Source organism: Micromonospora palomenae (genome assembly GCF_007829925.1).
GTDB classification, from domain to species: domain Bacteria; phylum Actinomycetota; class Actinomycetes; order Mycobacteriales; family Micromonosporaceae; genus Micromonospora; species Micromonospora purpureochromogenes.
In genome coordinates, this window is record NZ_VIXA01000001.1 from 1,019,333 (window position 1) to 1,033,423 (window position 14,091).

General features: G+C 73.3%; 17 protein-coding genes. 6 read left to right on the top strand and 11 right to left on the bottom strand.

The features are described from left to right. Positions 1–270: 270 nt before the first annotated feature. Positions 271–1,458, top strand: coding sequence for a CaiB/BaiF CoA transferase family protein (locus FHX75_RS04515; protein ID WP_154936795.1), 1,188 nt, complete (start codon positions 271–273; stop codon positions 1,456–1,458). Positions 1,459–1,488: 30 nt separating this feature from the next. On the opposite strand, the gene FHX75_RS04520 is transcribed toward FHX75_RS04515, so the two are convergent. The 4 genes from FHX75_RS04520 to FHX75_RS04535 all read right to left on the bottom strand — a co-directional run bounded on the left by FHX75_RS04520 (position 1,489) and on the right by FHX75_RS04535 (position 3,557). Beyond that, positions 1,489–2,001, bottom strand: coding sequence for a DUF1877 family protein (locus FHX75_RS04520; protein WP_154938792.1), 513 nt, complete (start codon positions 1,999–2,001; stop codon positions 1,489–1,491). Positions 2,002–2,141: 140 nt separating this feature from the next. After that, positions 2,142–2,582, bottom strand: a complete 441-nt coding sequence (locus FHX75_RS04525) for a ribosomal maturation YjgA family protein (RefSeq protein WP_154936796.1) — start codon at positions 2,580–2,582, stop codon at positions 2,142–2,144. 50 nt (positions 2,583–2,632) lie between these two features. Further along, positions 2,633–2,974 carry a hypothetical protein gene (locus FHX75_RS04530; protein ID WP_154936797.1) on the bottom strand — a complete coding sequence of 114 codons (342 nt, stop codon included), beginning with the start codon at positions 2,972–2,974 and terminating at the stop codon, positions 2,633–2,635. Positions 2,975–3,032: 58 nt separating this feature from the next. Further along, the gene (locus FHX75_RS04535) at positions 3,033–3,557 is read right to left on the bottom strand and encodes a GNAT family N-acetyltransferase (RefSeq protein WP_154936798.1); all 525 of its coding nucleotides are present in this window, start codon (positions 3,555–3,557) and stop codon (positions 3,033–3,035) included. Between the two features lie 81 nt (positions 3,558–3,638). On the opposite strand from FHX75_RS04535, the gene FHX75_RS04540 reads away from it, so the two are divergent. Next, positions 3,639–4,412 (top strand): dienelactone hydrolase family protein, encoded by a 774-nt coding sequence (locus tag FHX75_RS04540; RefSeq protein ID WP_425463468.1) that lies wholly within the window; start codon positions 3,639–3,641, stop codon positions 4,410–4,412. 79 nt (positions 4,413–4,491) lie between these two features. After that, the gene (locus FHX75_RS04545; protein WP_154936799.1) at positions 4,492–5,205 is read left to right on the top strand and encodes an RraA family protein; all 714 of its coding nucleotides are present in this window, start codon (positions 4,492–4,494) and stop codon (positions 5,203–5,205) included. A 4-nt stretch (positions 5,206–5,209) separates the two neighbouring features. Here FHX75_RS04545 and FHX75_RS04550 read toward each other — a convergent pair whose 3' ends face one another. The 6 genes from FHX75_RS04550 to pip all read right to left on the bottom strand — a co-directional run bounded on the left by FHX75_RS04550 (position 5,210) and on the right by pip (position 11,271). Beyond that, positions 5,210–6,784: an FMN-binding glutamate synthase family protein gene (locus FHX75_RS04550; RefSeq protein WP_154936800.1), complete on the bottom strand. Its 1,575-nt coding sequence runs from the start codon at positions 6,782–6,784 to the stop codon at positions 5,210–5,212. A 73-nt stretch (positions 6,785–6,857) separates the two neighbouring features. After that, the gene (locus FHX75_RS04555) at positions 6,858–7,271 is read right to left on the bottom strand and encodes a VOC family protein (protein ID WP_154936801.1); all 414 of its coding nucleotides are present in this window, start codon (positions 7,269–7,271) and stop codon (positions 6,858–6,860) included. Positions 7,272–7,412: 141 nt separating this feature from the next. Next, a complete protein-coding gene (locus tag FHX75_RS04560; protein ID WP_154936802.1) occupies positions 7,413–8,000 on the bottom strand; it encodes an HD domain-containing protein in 588 nt (195 codons plus the stop codon). 53 nt (positions 8,001–8,053) lie between these two features. Then, positions 8,054–9,187, bottom strand: a complete 1,134-nt coding sequence (locus tag FHX75_RS04565; protein WP_154936803.1) for a peptidoglycan recognition protein family protein — start codon at positions 9,185–9,187, stop codon at positions 8,054–8,056. 286 nt (positions 9,188–9,473) lie between these two features. Beyond that, the gene (locus FHX75_RS04570) at positions 9,474–10,118 is read right to left on the bottom strand and encodes a flavin reductase family protein (RefSeq protein ID WP_154936804.1); all 645 of its coding nucleotides are present in this window, start codon (positions 10,116–10,118) and stop codon (positions 9,474–9,476) included. A 193-nt stretch (positions 10,119–10,311) separates the two neighbouring features. Beyond that, the gene (pip, locus tag FHX75_RS04575) at positions 10,312–11,271 is read right to left on the bottom strand and encodes a prolyl aminopeptidase (RefSeq protein WP_154936805.1); all 960 of its coding nucleotides are present in this window, start codon (positions 11,269–11,271) and stop codon (positions 10,312–10,314) included. Between the two features lie 52 nt (positions 11,272–11,323). On the opposite strand from pip, the gene FHX75_RS04580 reads away from it, so the two are divergent. Further along, the gene (locus FHX75_RS04580; RefSeq protein WP_154936806.1) at positions 11,324–11,830 is read left to right on the top strand and encodes a MarR family winged helix-turn-helix transcriptional regulator; all 507 of its coding nucleotides are present in this window, start codon (positions 11,324–11,326) and stop codon (positions 11,828–11,830) included. Positions 11,831–11,845: 15 nt separating this feature from the next. Here the strand turns inward: FHX75_RS04580 and FHX75_RS04585 are convergent, their stop codons facing one another. Beyond that, a complete protein-coding gene (locus FHX75_RS04585) occupies positions 11,846–12,166 on the bottom strand; it encodes a GYD domain-containing protein (RefSeq protein WP_154936807.1) in 321 nt (106 codons plus the stop codon). A 234-nt stretch (positions 12,167–12,400) separates the two neighbouring features. Here FHX75_RS04585 and FHX75_RS04590 point away from each other — a divergent pair, with 234 nt between their 5' ends. Together FHX75_RS04590 and FHX75_RS04595 are read left to right on the top strand one after the other, a co-directional pair. Further along, positions 12,401–12,871 carry a DIP1984 family protein gene (locus tag FHX75_RS04590; RefSeq protein ID WP_154936808.1) on the top strand — a complete coding sequence of 157 codons (471 nt, stop codon included), beginning with the start codon at positions 12,401–12,403 and terminating at the stop codon, positions 12,869–12,871. 344 nt (positions 12,872–13,215) lie between these two features. Beyond that, a complete protein-coding gene (locus FHX75_RS04595) occupies positions 13,216–14,061 on the top strand; it encodes an SPFH domain-containing protein (RefSeq protein ID WP_154936809.1) in 846 nt (281 codons plus the stop codon). Positions 14,062–14,091 lie beyond the last annotated feature (30 nt).

Genomic DNA, 14,091 nt, shown 5'->3' on the forward strand with positions numbered 1-14,091 from the left:
GCTCAGCGCGGCGTCCGGATCAGGCCGGCGGCGGTGGCACGGGGGCGGTCGGGCGTACCGGGGGCAGGCGGCCGGGATGCGTTCCAGCAGTCCGCCGGCGAAGACGCCGCGCAGCCCGAGCGGCTTGAGCTGGACGTACTGGGCTTGGTCCTGCTCCGCTGCCGGCACGGACCCTCGGTGTGCCATCGTGTCCTCCATCCGGTCGACGGGCGGCACCGGTGCGCACCCAGGCCGTGGGCGCGGCATCCACGGCGGGGGAGGGGAGTGGTGATGGCGGAGCAGCGGGCCGGACCGCTCGACGGCGTCCTCGTCGCGGACTTCTCGCGCATCCTCGCCGGGCCGTACGCGACCATGCTCCTGGCCGACCTCGGCGCCGAGGTGATCAAGGTGGAGGGGCCTGGTGGGGACGACACCCGGGCCTGGACGCCGCCGGCGCGCGAGGGCGTCTCCACCTACTACCTCGGCGTGAACCGCAACAAGCGCTCGATCGCGCTGGACCTCGCCGACCCCGACGACCTGGCCGTCGCGCGGGAACTCGCCCGCCGCGCCGACGTCATGATCGAGAACTTCCGCCCCGGTGGCCTGCGCCGCTTCGGCCTGGACTACGACAGCGTCGCGGCCGGCAACGACCGGATCGTCTACGCCTCCGTCAGCGGCTTCGGCGCCGACGCCGGTGCGCACCTGCCGGGCTACGACCTGATGGTCCAGGCGGCGTCGGGCCTGATGAGCCTCACCGGTGACGCCGACGGTCCGCCGTACAAGGCCGGCGTCGCCGTGTTCGACGTGATCGCCGGCCTGCATGCGGCGGTCGGCATCCTCGCCGCCCTGCACCACCGGGCCCGCACCGGCGTCGGCCAGCACGTCGAGGTAAACCTGCTCTCCTCGGCGCTGTCCGGTCTGGTCAACCACACCAGCGGGTACGTCGCCGGCGGCGCGGCCCCGTACCGGATGGGCAACGCCCACCCGAGCCTGTTCCCGTACGAGCCGTTGCCCACCGCCGACGGCGACCTCGTCGTCATCGCCGGGAACGACGGCCAGTTCCGCCGGCTGTGCCAGGTGCTCGGCCTGCCCCAGCTGGCCGACGACCCCCGGTTCGGGCGCAACCAGGACCGCACCGTGCACCGGGACGCCCTGCGCCCGCTCCTGGTGGCGCGGTTGGCCCGGCGGACCCGGGACGAGTGGTTCCGTGACCTCACCGCCGCAGGCGTACCGTGTGCCCCGATCACCACCGTCGACGGCGGCGTCGCCCTGGCCGAGCAGCTCGGGCTCGACCCGGTGGTCACGGTCAACGGCGTGCCCGGCGCCCGGCACCCGATCGGCTTCTCCGAAACCCCGCCCCGCTACGACCTGCCACCGCCTGGCCTCGACGAGCACGGCGACGACATCCGCGCCTGGCTGACCGCCACCACCGGGGCGACGGAGCACGACGAGACCGCACGGTCCACCCGACCGGCCTGACCGTCGGTCCGGCACGTTCGGCGACCGTCCCTAATCGAGCCAGCAGATGACGGCGTCGCCCTCCCGCGCCGCCGCCGCGAAGAAACGCTGCGCGTACGGCAGGTGGTGCGTCACCCACGACAGCTGGTCCGGCCGGTCCCAGACCTGCGGGTAGATGTCGGCGCGCGCCAGCTCGGCCTGGTCGACGCCGCGGCTCAGGTCGTCCTCGGTGAGACCGCCGAGCGTCGCGGCGGCCTCCGCCACCTGCTCCGGGGTCAGGTAGCGGGGCGGCCCGTAACCCCAGTCGTGCTCGGAATCCTCCGTGACGTCGTCCTCGTCCTCCGCCTCCGGCGTCTCGACGAACGCCTCGGCCCCGTACACGATCGGCAGCTCGACGCCCTGCCGGTCGAGCAGGAAGTCGAAGGCGTGCCACGCCTTGCCGGTGCCGTCGACGCGCTCGCCCGCACCGTCCATGGCCGCCTGCGCGACGTCGTACGCCCAGCCCAGATCGTCCTTCGCGCGCGCCAGCTCGGCCGGGGTGACCCGCAACCAGTTCCCGTTCATGCTCACGGGCCGGCAGCGTATGTACGTGGTCCGACATCCGCCGGCCCTGTTCGTCGAACGACGGCCAGGTCCGCCGGCTGTGCCAGGTGCTCGGCCGGCCTGAGCTTCCCGACGACCCGATGTGCGGTCCCGGCAGGCAATCAGTCAGACCTGGCACCGCCTTGAGCAGAGCCCTCCCGCTGCCCGCGAGGCGTGAGCGGGACGCCACCGGCCACCAGTCGGTGCAGTGCCGCCAGCGGGATCACCCCGATCGGGTACCAGAGCAGATCGACCGGATCGAACTGGATCCCGAGCGCCAGCCGCGCGACCAGACTCCGCGCCGACAACTCCGCCGGCACCCCGGTCAGCTGCGCACATTCCACCATCCAGCAGAACAGCATCGCGATCACCCCGACCGGCACCGGTGCCATTCGCGGCCACAGGAACAGCACCCCCGCCCACACCATCGACGCGTACAGGGCGGTGCCGGAGTACTGCCGCAACGCGCCGTCGTCGACGGCTCGGATGGCCAGGGCCACGCCGAGGAAGAGCGCCGCCGCCACCGGCATGAGCAGCCGGACCGTCCTCGGCGTGATCGACATCCCGCGGATGCTAGTCACCCCACGTCGAGGACGCCGCCCTTGTCCTCGGGCTAGGCGACCCGCGGCGCCGGCAGGATCGGCAGCGCCGCCCGGTGAGCCGTACCCGAGACGTCGCCGGTCTGGATGACCTCCGTGGCCTCCGCCGCGGCCTCGCCCCCGGCGGTGGCCGTCGTGCCGCCCGAGCCGGCGGCCGGGCGCGCGGCGTCCGCGTCGATGGCGGTGAGCAGGGCCCGCAGCCGGCCCACGTCGTCGGCGGCCAGCCGGAAGGAGCCTCGGCAGACGGGCCCGCTCCACAGTGAGAGCACCACGGCACCGCGTTCCGGGTGGTAGCTGACCCGCATCGTCCGCTCGTCGCCCCGCGTGTCGGTGAACAGGTCACCGAAGCTGGGCATCGGTAGCACCTCTCCCATCACCCCAGCATGCCCGAGCGGCGGGCGCGCGGGAAGGCCGCTACAGGTCGGCGAAGGGCTTCGCGTACGCGAAGGGGCCCTGGATGTCGGGCCGCCAGGCGCTCAACGGCCGGGCCATGAAGTACTGCGGACCCCACGGGCCGGGCGGTGTCACGCCCAGGTCGACCGCCGGCCGGAACCCGAACCGCGGGTAGTACTCCGGGTGCCCGAGCAGCACGACCAGCGGCTCGTCCAGCGCGTCGGCCGCACCGAGCACCGCGTGCATCAGCGCCGACCCCACGCCCCGGCGCTGCCAGCCGGGCAGCACCCCGAGCGGGCCCAGGCCGAGCGCCACCGGCGCGCCGGCCACCGTGCCCCGGGTGCAGACGACGTGCCCGACGACCTGCCCGTCGGCGTCGGTGGCGACCAGCGAGAGGGCGGGCAGCCAACCGTCGTCGGCGCGCAGCGCGTCGACCAGCGGGGCCTCGACGGGTACGGCGTCCGGGGCGTCCGCCGAGGCGAACGCGGCGGTGTGCACCGCGTGGATGGCGGCGATGTCGGCGGGGGTCTCACGTCTGATCAGCATCGGTCCGGATCCTGCCGGAGTGGCACGGGACGGGCCACCTTATTTCGTCGGGCGACGCGCCACCTTGGGTAGCGTCGGGACGTGACGACGAACAGGCTGCCCGTGCGGACGACGACCGTGGACGTTCCGACCAGCGGCGGTGGCGCCGACGCGTACCTGGTCCGACCGGACGGGGACGGCCCGTTCCCGCCGGTCCTGCTCTTCATGGACGCGTTCGGGCTGCGGCCCCGGCTGGCCGAGATGGCGCAGCGGATCGCCGCCGCGGGGTACGTGCTGCTGGTGCCGAACCTGTTCCACCGCGCCGGCCGGGCACCCCTGGTCGACCTGACCGGCCTCGGCGACCCGGAGCGGCGCGGCGCGCTCCTCGGCCGGCTGATGCCGCTGATCACGGCGCTGACCCCGGACGTGGTGGCCCGGGACACCGCCGCCTACCTCGACTTCCTGGCCGCCCAGCCGGGCGTGACGCCCGGCCCGGCCGCCGTCACCGGGTACTGCATGGGTGGGACGACTGCGCTGCGCGCGATCGAGGCGCACCCGGACCGGCTCGCCGCCGCGGCCAGCTTCCACGCAGGCCGGATCGTCACCGACGCGGCGGACAGCCCGCACCTGGCCGTCGGCGCGGTCATCGGCGAGCTGTATTTCGGGCACGCCGACAACGACCGGTCGATGACCGCGGAGCAGATCGAGACGCTGGCGAAGGCCCTGGCGACGGCCGGCGTCCGGCACCGCTCCGAGGTCTACCCCGGCGCACACCACGGCTACACGATGGCCGACACCCCGGCGTACGACGAGCGGGCCACCGAGCGGCACTGGGCGGCCCTGTTCGACCTGCTCGACCGGACCTTCCGCCGCTGACGCCAGGGCCGCCGGAAGCAGTCCACGAGTACGGAAGTGGCCGGCCACCGGGCCGGGCCGGGCGCACTACGGTCGGGGAATGAACGTCGATGCCCCAGACCTGCGCCGGCGGTTCGCGGTGCTGACCACCGCCCACGTCGCCGACGCCTGCCTGCGCGCCGGGGTGCCGGTACGCTGCGCGCCGGCTGCCGTGCGACCCGTCCTGCCCGGTGGGCGGCTCGCCGGCCGGGTGACGCCCGCCCGGCACGTCGGCAGCGTCGACATCTTCCTCGAGGCGATCGACCGGGCGTCGCCCGGCGACGTGCTCGTCGTCGACAACGGCGGGCGCGCCGACGAGAGCTGCGTCGGCGACCTGGTGGTGCTGGAGGCGCAGGCCGCGGGCCTGGCCGGCGTGGTGGTCTGGGGCCTGCACCGGGACACCGCCGACATCCGCGCCGTCGGGCTGCCGGTGTTCAGCCTGGGCGCGATCCCCACCGGCCCGCAGCGCCTCGACGCCCGGCCCCCGGGGGCGCTGGCGTCGGCCGAGGTGGGGCAGCAGACGGTCGACGCCGGCGACGTCGTCCTCGGCGACGACGACGGGGTGCTCTTCGTGCCGGCCGAGCGGGTCGGGGAGCTGTTCGACCTGGCCGAGTCGATCCGGGACACCGAGCGGCGGCAGGCCGACCTGATCCGCGCCGGTGTGCCGTTGCGGGCGCAGGTGGGCTTCGGCGCGTACCTGGCCCGGCGGGCGGAGGACCCGTCGCTGACCTTCCGCGAGCACCTGCGGGCGGTGGGCGGCGCGATCGAGGAGTGAGCGGTCAGCCCATCGCGGTCGCCGAGGGCGGGGCGCTGCCGCCCTGCGGCGCCTCCCCGGTCATCAGCGCGACGATCTCCGCCCGGTCGGCCGCCGATGGCCGCCCCCATTCGGGCCGGTAGCCGTACACCTCGCGCAGCGGGGTGGAGGAGGTCCGGCCGTCCAGGATCTCCACCGCGTCGGTGTCGATCAGGCCGGGGTGCTCGACACCGCACGCCTCGGCCACCTTCACCAGGTCCCGCCGCAGCGTGCGGATGTAGTTGGCGGCGCGGACCGACTTCGACGTGGGATCCAGGCCCCGGGCGAGCCACGGGTTCTGGGTGGCGACGCCGGTCGGGCAGGTGTCGGTGTGGCACTTCTGCGCCTGGATGCAGCCGATCGCCAGCATCGCCTCCCGGCCGACGTTGACCATGTCGCAGCCGAGCGCGAACGCGACGACGGCGTTGTCCGGCAGGCCCAGCTTGCCGGCCCCGACGAAGACCGTCCGCTCGTGCAGGTCCTTCTCGGCGAAGGTGCGGTAGACGCGGGCGAAGCCCTGCTGGAACGGCAGCGACACCGAGTCGGTGAAGATCAGCGGCGCGGCGCCGGTGCCGCCCTCGCCGCCGTCCACGGTCACGAAGTCCACGCCGCGCCCCGTGTCGCGCATCAGCGTGGTCAGCTCCTCCCAGAAGCCGAGGTCACCGACGGCGGACTTGATGCCCACCGGCAGGCCGGTCTCGGCGGCGAGCAGCTCCACCCAGTCCAGCAGGCTGTCGCAGTCGGAGAACTCGGCGTGCCGGGACGGGCTGACGCAGTCCCGCCCCTGCGGGATGCCCCGGGTCTCGGCGATCTCGGCGGACACCTTCGCCCCGGGCAGCAGCCCGCCCAGGCTGGGCTTGGCGCCCTGGCTGAGCTTGACCTCCAACGCCCGCACGGGGGCGCCGGCCACCAGGTCCTTGAGCCTGTCGAGGCTGAACCGGCCGCGTTCGTCGCGGCAGCCGAAGTACGCCGTGCCGATCTGGAACACCAGGTCCCCGCCGTTGCGGTGGTACGGCGACAGCCCACCCTCGCCGGTGTTCTGCAGGCAACCGGCCAGCGCCGCGCCCTTGTTCAGCGCGGTGACCGCGTTGCCGGAGAGCGAGCCGAAGCTCATCCCGGAAATGTTGACGACCGACTCCGGGCGGAACGCCCGCGCCCGCCCCCGCGCCCCGCCGAGCACCTTCGCCGCCGGCAGCCGTACGTCGTGCCCGGCCGTCGGCGACGACGGCGGCACGGCCCGGCCGAAGGTGCGGTGCTTGATGATCGGATAGCCGGGGGTGTACTCGATGTCGTTGTCCGTGCCGAAGCCGAAGTAGTTGTTCTCCTGCTTGGCCGAGGCGTAGATCCAGCGCCGCTGGTCGCGGGTGAACGGCCGCTCCTCGTTGTTGCCGGCGACGATGTACTGCCGCAGCTCCGGCCCGATCGACTCCAGCAGGTAGCGCGCCCGGCCTACCACCGGGAAGTTGCGCAGCAGCGCGTGGTCGCGCTGGAGGACGTCGCGTGCGGCGAGGCCCGCGAGAGCGGCGGCGACGACGGGTACGGCTCGACTGGCCCACTTCATGCCCGCCACACTTTCCGATCCCGCTGCCGCCCAAACAGCCGGTGGGCGCGCTACCTCGGCCCGGCGCTGCGGGTCAGGCCTGCGCCTGGGTGATGTTGACCATCCACGGGGTGCCGAACCGGTCCTCGCACTGGCCGAACTCGTCGCCCCACATCTGCTTCTCCAGCGGCACGCTCACCACGCCGCCGGAGGAGAGCTGCTCCCACCAGCGGCGCAGCTCGTCGGCGTCGTCGCCGCTGAGGCTGACCGTGTTGGCGTTGCCGCGTCGGATCTCCATGCCGGGTGGCATGTCGGAGGCCATCAGCACGTGGCCGTGGGCCGTCCGGAGCAGGGCGTGCATGACCTGGTCGGCGATCGCCGGGTCCTCGGTGCCGAACTCGCGGAACGTGGTCAGCGACAGGTCCCCACCGAAAACCTGCTGGTAGAACTCCATCGCCTCGCGTGCGTTGCCGGCGAAGTTGAGGTACGGGTTGAGCTGGGTAGCCATGGCACCCCTCCGTGACTTGGTGACCAGCGCATCGTCCCACCCGTCCGGGGTGCGATGGCGGCGTACACGCCGATCGGGACGCGGACCGGCATGGACGCGGGGGAGCAGGCGCCGCCCCGACAGGGACCGACGGGCTCGTACCTACACCGGGTGACTCGCCTGGAAGGCGAGCCGTCGGTCCGCGTCGGCGGCGAGGCGGGTCAGGATGTCGTCGAGGTCCATGAAGGCCTGCCACGGCTCGCTGCCGGTGGCCCGGGCCAGCCGGTTGACCACCAGCTGTTCCAGCTCGGCCACCCGCTTGCCCTTCCAGACCTTGTCGGCGAGGCTGACCAGCAGGTCGTCGAGATCGACGTCGCCGCCCCGCCAGGCGGCGTGGGTCGCGGCGAACCGGGCCAGCGCGGCGTCGACACCGTGGCGCAGCAGCAGTTCCCGACCGGCGGGCTCGTGGGCCGACCCGGGCCCGCAGAGTTCCTCGGGGTGGACGACCTTGCCGATGTCGTGGGTGGCCGCGCCGAAGAGAACGGCTGCCCGGTCGAACTCCAGCAGCGGGGACCAGTCTGCCAGGGCGGCGGTCAGGTGCCAGGCGACATCGTGCACGGCGCGCAGGTGCGCGGCGAGCCGCGGCGGCGCGTCGAGGGTGGACAGGAGTTCGGCGACCGGGGCGGGCAGGGCTCGCAGCGGTGGTGGGCCGGGGTCGGTGAGAGCGCGGTGCAGGGCGGCGGCGGTCACCCGAGCAAGACTAGGTCGGCTGCCGTCGCCGCCGCATGCGCCCCGTCGCGTACTCAGTCCTGGCGGAACGACTGGCGCACCACCCCGCCGACCAGCGCGCACCACGTGCTGGTGCTGACCTTCCCGTTGTCCGGCAGCCCGTGCAGCTGCTGGATGTCCTGGACGGCCAGTTTCGTCGCGTGGTCGTACTCGCCGGTGACGGCGACGTCGGCGTAGCCCTTCACGTTGAGGATGAACTGCACCGCCTGGACCGGCAGGCCGGTCGCGTCCTTCTCCAGCTCCGGCGCCAGGGTCTCCCAGGTGGGGCCGGTGATGGTGGCGTCGATGTCGACCGGAATGCCGTTGCGGGCCTGCCAGTCCTGCACGGCCGCCACGGTGGCGGCGTCGAAGGCGCTGTTCGGCGTGACGGCGTAGCCGCGGTACGCCAACAGGTACTGCGCGACCCGGACGGACGGGGAGCCGACGAAGCGCCACAGGTCCGGCCAGCGGCGGGCCGGCACGTCGGCGAGGTCGGTGCCGAGCTTCTCGAACACCCGGCGGCGCACGTCGGGGAAGAGCCGGTAGAACGTCGCGCCCGGGCAGAGGGTGGTGCGGAAGTCCCAGTGACCGAAGATGTCGTGGGCGTGCAGGCCGTACTGGCGGCAGATGGTGGTGCAGAGCTTCACCAGCGAGTCGAGCAGCTCGTCCGGCGGGGTGTCGGTGACGTAGGTGCCCTCGTTCTCGATGCCGATCGACCGGCCGTTCTCGCCGGGGCAGTGCGCCGAGACCATCTGCCGGTCGCCGGCCTGGAGCCGCTCCAGGCTGCCGTGCCGCCCCTCCATCACGTAGCCGCCGCGGCTGATGGTGAAGTGCTGGCCGGTGTCGGACCAGCGGTTGCCGTCCATGTGCAGGTTCTGGCAGTCCCGAGCCAGCTTGATCGCCTGCGCCTCGGAGTAGTCCGTGACGTTGGGGAACGCCATGTGGTGCACGATGATCTTGTTGGTGGGGATGGCGCTGATCACCAGCGGGTCGGCGGGCGGGCGGGCCCCCCACTCCTCGCAGCTGTAGATCCAGTCGAGGTCCGCGCCGGGATCGGCCTGCGCGGCGACCGGAAAGGCCAGTTCGGACCCGACGACCGCGACGGCCGCCGCGCCCAGGCCGGCCCGCAGCAGGGTACGACGGTCGAGTTCAGGGTGGTCGAAGTGCATGGCATCTCCTCGGCGGGCCGGCGGTGGCCCAGGGGGCAGCGATGAAAGAGAACTCCAAAGTGCGCGCGTGAAGTGGAGGATATTGCCATGACCGGCCCGGGCGCTAGAGCCCCGCGTCGATCCGATGTGCCCGGACGGCGCGCCGGCGGCGTCACGATGTACCGCCGCCGACAACCGTCCAGGGTGGCGCCCAGCCCGGTCACCTGCGCGGCGTGCAGCGCCGGGGCGTCGAGCCGGTCGGCGAGGTCTCTCGCGCAGGATGATCCGGGCGTGTCACGACGGCAGGTCAGGACGTCGGGGCCACGACCCGGCCCCCGTGCGGCATCCGCCAGCCCTCGGCCAGCCGGGACGGGTGCACGTTGCGCCCACCGCCGAAGAACTCGCAGAACTTCATGATCAGCGGATCCCAGCCCAGCGGGTCCACGTACGACGTGCCCGGGATGACCAGGTCCTCTTCGACGTGCGCGCGCAGCACCTCCACCTGGAAGGCGGTGGCGGACGACGGCGTCCCGCCGAACGGGTACGAGGCGACCACCCGGCACTCCAACTGGATCGGGCACTGCGCCACCCGGGGCGGCGCGACCAGGTCCGACGGCTGGCGGGTCAGCCCGGCGAGGGCGAACTTGTCCGGCTCGTACCGGTAGCCCTGGGCGGCCTTGTGCTCCGGTACGTCGGGCCGGCCGGTGGTCAGCGCGATCCGGTCCACCGCGTCGACCATCGCCGAGGACGGCAGGTTCAGCACGCACTCGCCCTCGCGCCGCAGGTTGGCCGTCGTCTGGCCGCTGTCGCCCAGGCCGAGCATGGCCGACCGGTTCAGCCACCACGCCGACGACATCGGCGCGAGGTTGGCGCTCCCGTCCGGGTTCCGGGAGCTGATCAACACCACAGGGGTGCCGAAGTAGAGCACCTTCAGATCGGGTACGACGTGCATGGTCCTGCCCTTCGCGAACGCTCACGGCCGGTGCGGTCCACCCGGCCGTACCCGACTCTGCGCGCGGGCGACGCCGATCGCTGGCGGCGATCGGACGTGGCGTTGCGGTGGGCCGCCCGGCGCGACGTGCCCGAGGTGGCCCGCGGCCCCGGAGGCCGTCGGGGAGTGGATCCGTGGCGCGGGCCCGGCGGCGTCAGCCGGCGGTGGCGAAGCGGTCGAGGGCGCGCACCACGTGGCCCCGGGTCTCGTCGGTGCCGAAGTGCCCCGCCTGCTCGACGACGATCAGCTCGGAGTCCGGCCAGGCCCGGTGCAGCTGCCAGGCGGTGTCCAGCGGGCTGCTCAGGTCGAGCCGGCCGTGGACCAGCACCCCGGGAATCCCGGCGAGCCGGTGCGCGTCGCGCAGCAGGACGCCCTCCTCCAGCCAGGCGCCGTGGGCGAAGTAGTGCGAGCAGATGCGGACCATTGCCGTCCGGGCCGCCGAGGGGCGGTCGCTGTACGGGTTGGTCACGGCCGCCTCTCCGGAGACGACCGCGTCCTCCCAGGCGCACCAGTCGACGGTGGCCCGCTCGCGTACCGCCGGGTCCGGGTCGGCCATCAGCCGGGCGTACGCGCCGACGACGTCGCCGTCGCGTGGGGTGCCGGGCGCGCCGGCGAGGAAGCGGTCCCACTGCTGGGGGAAGAACCGGCCGACGCCCCGGTAGAGCCAGTCGATCTCCGAGCGGCGGGTGCTGGTGACCGCGTTGATGACGATCTCGGACACCCGCTCGGGGTGCCGCTGCGCGTACGCCAGGATGAGGGTCGAGCCCCACGACCCGCCGTGCAGCAGCCAGCGCCGCACGCCCAGGTGCTCGCGCAGGCGTTCCATGTCGGCGACCAGGTGGTGGGTGGTGTTGTGCCGCAGGTCGGTGGCCGGGTCGCTGGCGTGCGGGGTGCTGCGCCCGCAGCCGCGCTGGTCGAACAGCACGATCCGGTAGCGCGCCGGGTCGAAGAACCGGCGGACCCCGGTGCCGCACCCCGAGCCCGGTCCGCCGTGCACGACGAGCGCGGGCTTGCCGTCGGGATTGCCACAGACCTCCCAGTACACGGCGTTGCCGTCGCCGACGTCGAGCATGCCGTGGTCGTACGGCTCGATCGGCGGATAGCGCGCGTCCATGCGTGGGCCCTCCCCAGGGACTAGATGCAACAGCGCTGTTACATTAGCCCACATGCCCGCCCGACCGCCCGGCCCCGAACTCCTCGGCACCCGGCTGCGCCATCTGCTCGACCTGCTCGACGGCGAGGTCGCCGCCGTCTACGCCGACCTCGGGCTGCCCGGGTTCCGGCCGCGGTTCACCCCGGTGATCCGGACGTTGGCGGCGCACGGCCCCGCGTCGATCCGCGCGCTGGCCGAGGCGACCGGGGTGACCCACTCCGCCGCCAGCCAGACCGTCGCGCAGCTGGCGAAGGCGGGCCTGGTCACGCTCAGCCCCGGCGCGGACGCCCGGCAGCGCATCGCCCACCTCACCCCGAGGGCCGAGTCGCTGCTGCCCGTGCTGGACGCCGAATCGGTCGCCACCACGGCCGCCGCCCGCCAGTTCGAGGCGGAGCTGCCGTACCCGCTGAGCCGGCTCGTCGACGAGGCGCTGGCCGCCCTGGGCCGCAGGTCGATGCGGCAGCGGATCGCCGACGTCGCGCCCGACCTCGTACCGCGGGAAAGCCCGTCCGCCGACTAGCTCATTGTCCGCCGGTCACTGACCCGGGGGTGTGTACGTGGTCTTCATCCGGGTCACCTCGTCGACCTCGGCGGGAGTCAGCACCGGAGTGATCTGGACGCTCAGGCCGCCCGTCGCGCCGATCGCGATTGCCAGCCCGGCCACCGTCTTGTGGTCCGGCAGCTCACACAACACGTAGGTGTCGTCCTCCGCGAACGCGAAGTGCATCGACTCCATCCGCCCGCCGGCCTCCTCGATCATCTTCCGGACGACCTCGGCGCGCTTCGTGCCACCGTCGTCGACCAGCCCCTTGAGCCCCGCGGCGGAGTAGGTCGACTTCAACAGGAACTTCGCCACCTCGACACCAACTCCTCGACGTCCCGACGGTCGCTCGACGGCCACCAGCCTGCAGCTCCCCTTCCGTCCTCACGCTAGTGCCCGTCCCCGCAGGCCAGCGCCCGTTCCGGCAATCGCTGCGATCGGCCGCCGGCGGCTCGGCCGGGGCCCGTTCGCCCCCCGGCCGGAAAACCGGTCGGCCGGCGCCAGCTAGATCATCTATCCTGCTGATCCAGTCGACGGGGGAGGTACGACGTGAAGCTCGGTGAGGCGCTGGCGGATCGCGCCGACGGGACCCGCCGGGTCGAGCAGCTGCGCGGCCGGATCACGGCCAACGCCCGGTTCCAGGAGGGTGAGACGCCCGCCGAGGACGCCGGGGCGCTCCTCGACGAACTGGACGAGGTGCTCGGCCGGCTGGAGACGCTGATCCGCCGGATCAACCGCACCAACGCGGCCGTCGAGGTGCCCGGGGTGGGCACCCTGACCGACGCGCTGGCGCGCCGGGACGTACTGCGGATGCGGCACGCCGCCGTCACCGCCGCGGCCGACGCCGCCGCCGGTAGCGGGCGCGGCCACGCGGTACGCCAGCTCCGGTCGGAGCTGAAGATGCTCGCCGCGCTGCCGGTGGCCGACCTGCGCGGCCGCGCGGACGGCCTGGCCCGGGAGCTGCGCGAGCTGGACGTGCTGATCCAGCGCACCAACTGGGAGGCCGACCTGCGCGAGTAGGCGGGCCGATGTGGAGCAGGTAGTCGTCGCGAAGGCGTGCACACCCGACCGGCTGCAAGCTGGTCACCCCTTCTGGCGCGCGGAGGGCAGCGCGGGGTTCGACTCCCCGGATCACCAGGCAGCCCCGCACCCGGGCACCGGGCACGGCGCACGGCGCACAGGTCACCACCACGTGCAGATCCACGACGACGAGGGCGGGCTCGGGGTACTCCACATCCGCAGGACCGCACGCGCCACCGGGCGGATGCGCGCGCCGGTGGCGGACGGTCGCAGCGCAGGACTGCCGCCCGCCGAATCGGGTATGCGCGGCGCCGGAGGCGGGCGCCTCCGGGAACGAGGGGGTCATGGGAGCCGCCGCCGGGTTCGTCGCTCTGGTCATCGTCGTCGCGCTCGTCGTGCTGCTGCTCGCGCTCAGCGTCCGGATGGTGCAGCAGTACCAGCGCGGTGTCGTCTTCCGCTTCGGCCGGGTGCTGGACCGCATCCGGCAGCCCGGTCTCCACCTGATCATCCCGGTCGCCGACCGGATGGTCCGGGTCAGCATGCAGACCACGGTGATCGGGGTGCCCGCGCAGGGCGTCATCACCCGGGACAACGTCACCCTCACGGTCGACGCGGTCGTCTACTACCGGGTGGTCGACCCGGTGAAGGTGCTGGTCAACGTGCGGGACTACCCATCGGCGGTGCTCCAGGTGGCCCAGACCGCGCTGCGGTCGGTGATCGGCAAGGCCGACCTCGACACCCTGCTGCGGGACCGGGACCGGATCAACGCCGAGTTGAAGGCGGTGATCGACGCGCCCACCGAGAAGCCGTGGGGACTGCTCATCGAACGGGTCGAGGTCAAGGACGTCTCGCTGCCGGAGGGGATGAAGCGGTCCATGTCGCGGCAGGCCGAGGCGGAACGCGAACGTCGCGCCCGGGTGATCGCCGCCGACGGCGAGTTCCAGGCGTCCCGCCGGCTCGCCGACGCCTCCCGGGCGATGGCCGACACCCCGGGCGCCTACCAGCTGCGACTGTTGCAGACGGTGGTGGACGTGGCGGCCGAGAAGAACAGCACCCTGGTCATGCCGTTCCCGGTGGAACTGCTCCGGTTCTTCGACAAGCTGGCCCGCGGCGCCGGGGAGCAGATCGACGCGCCGGAGGCGGTGCCGAGCGTCCCCGGCGACGGCCACCGCCGGGAAGGGCACCGCTGAACGGCCCGCGTCAAATCCTCTGACCGAAAC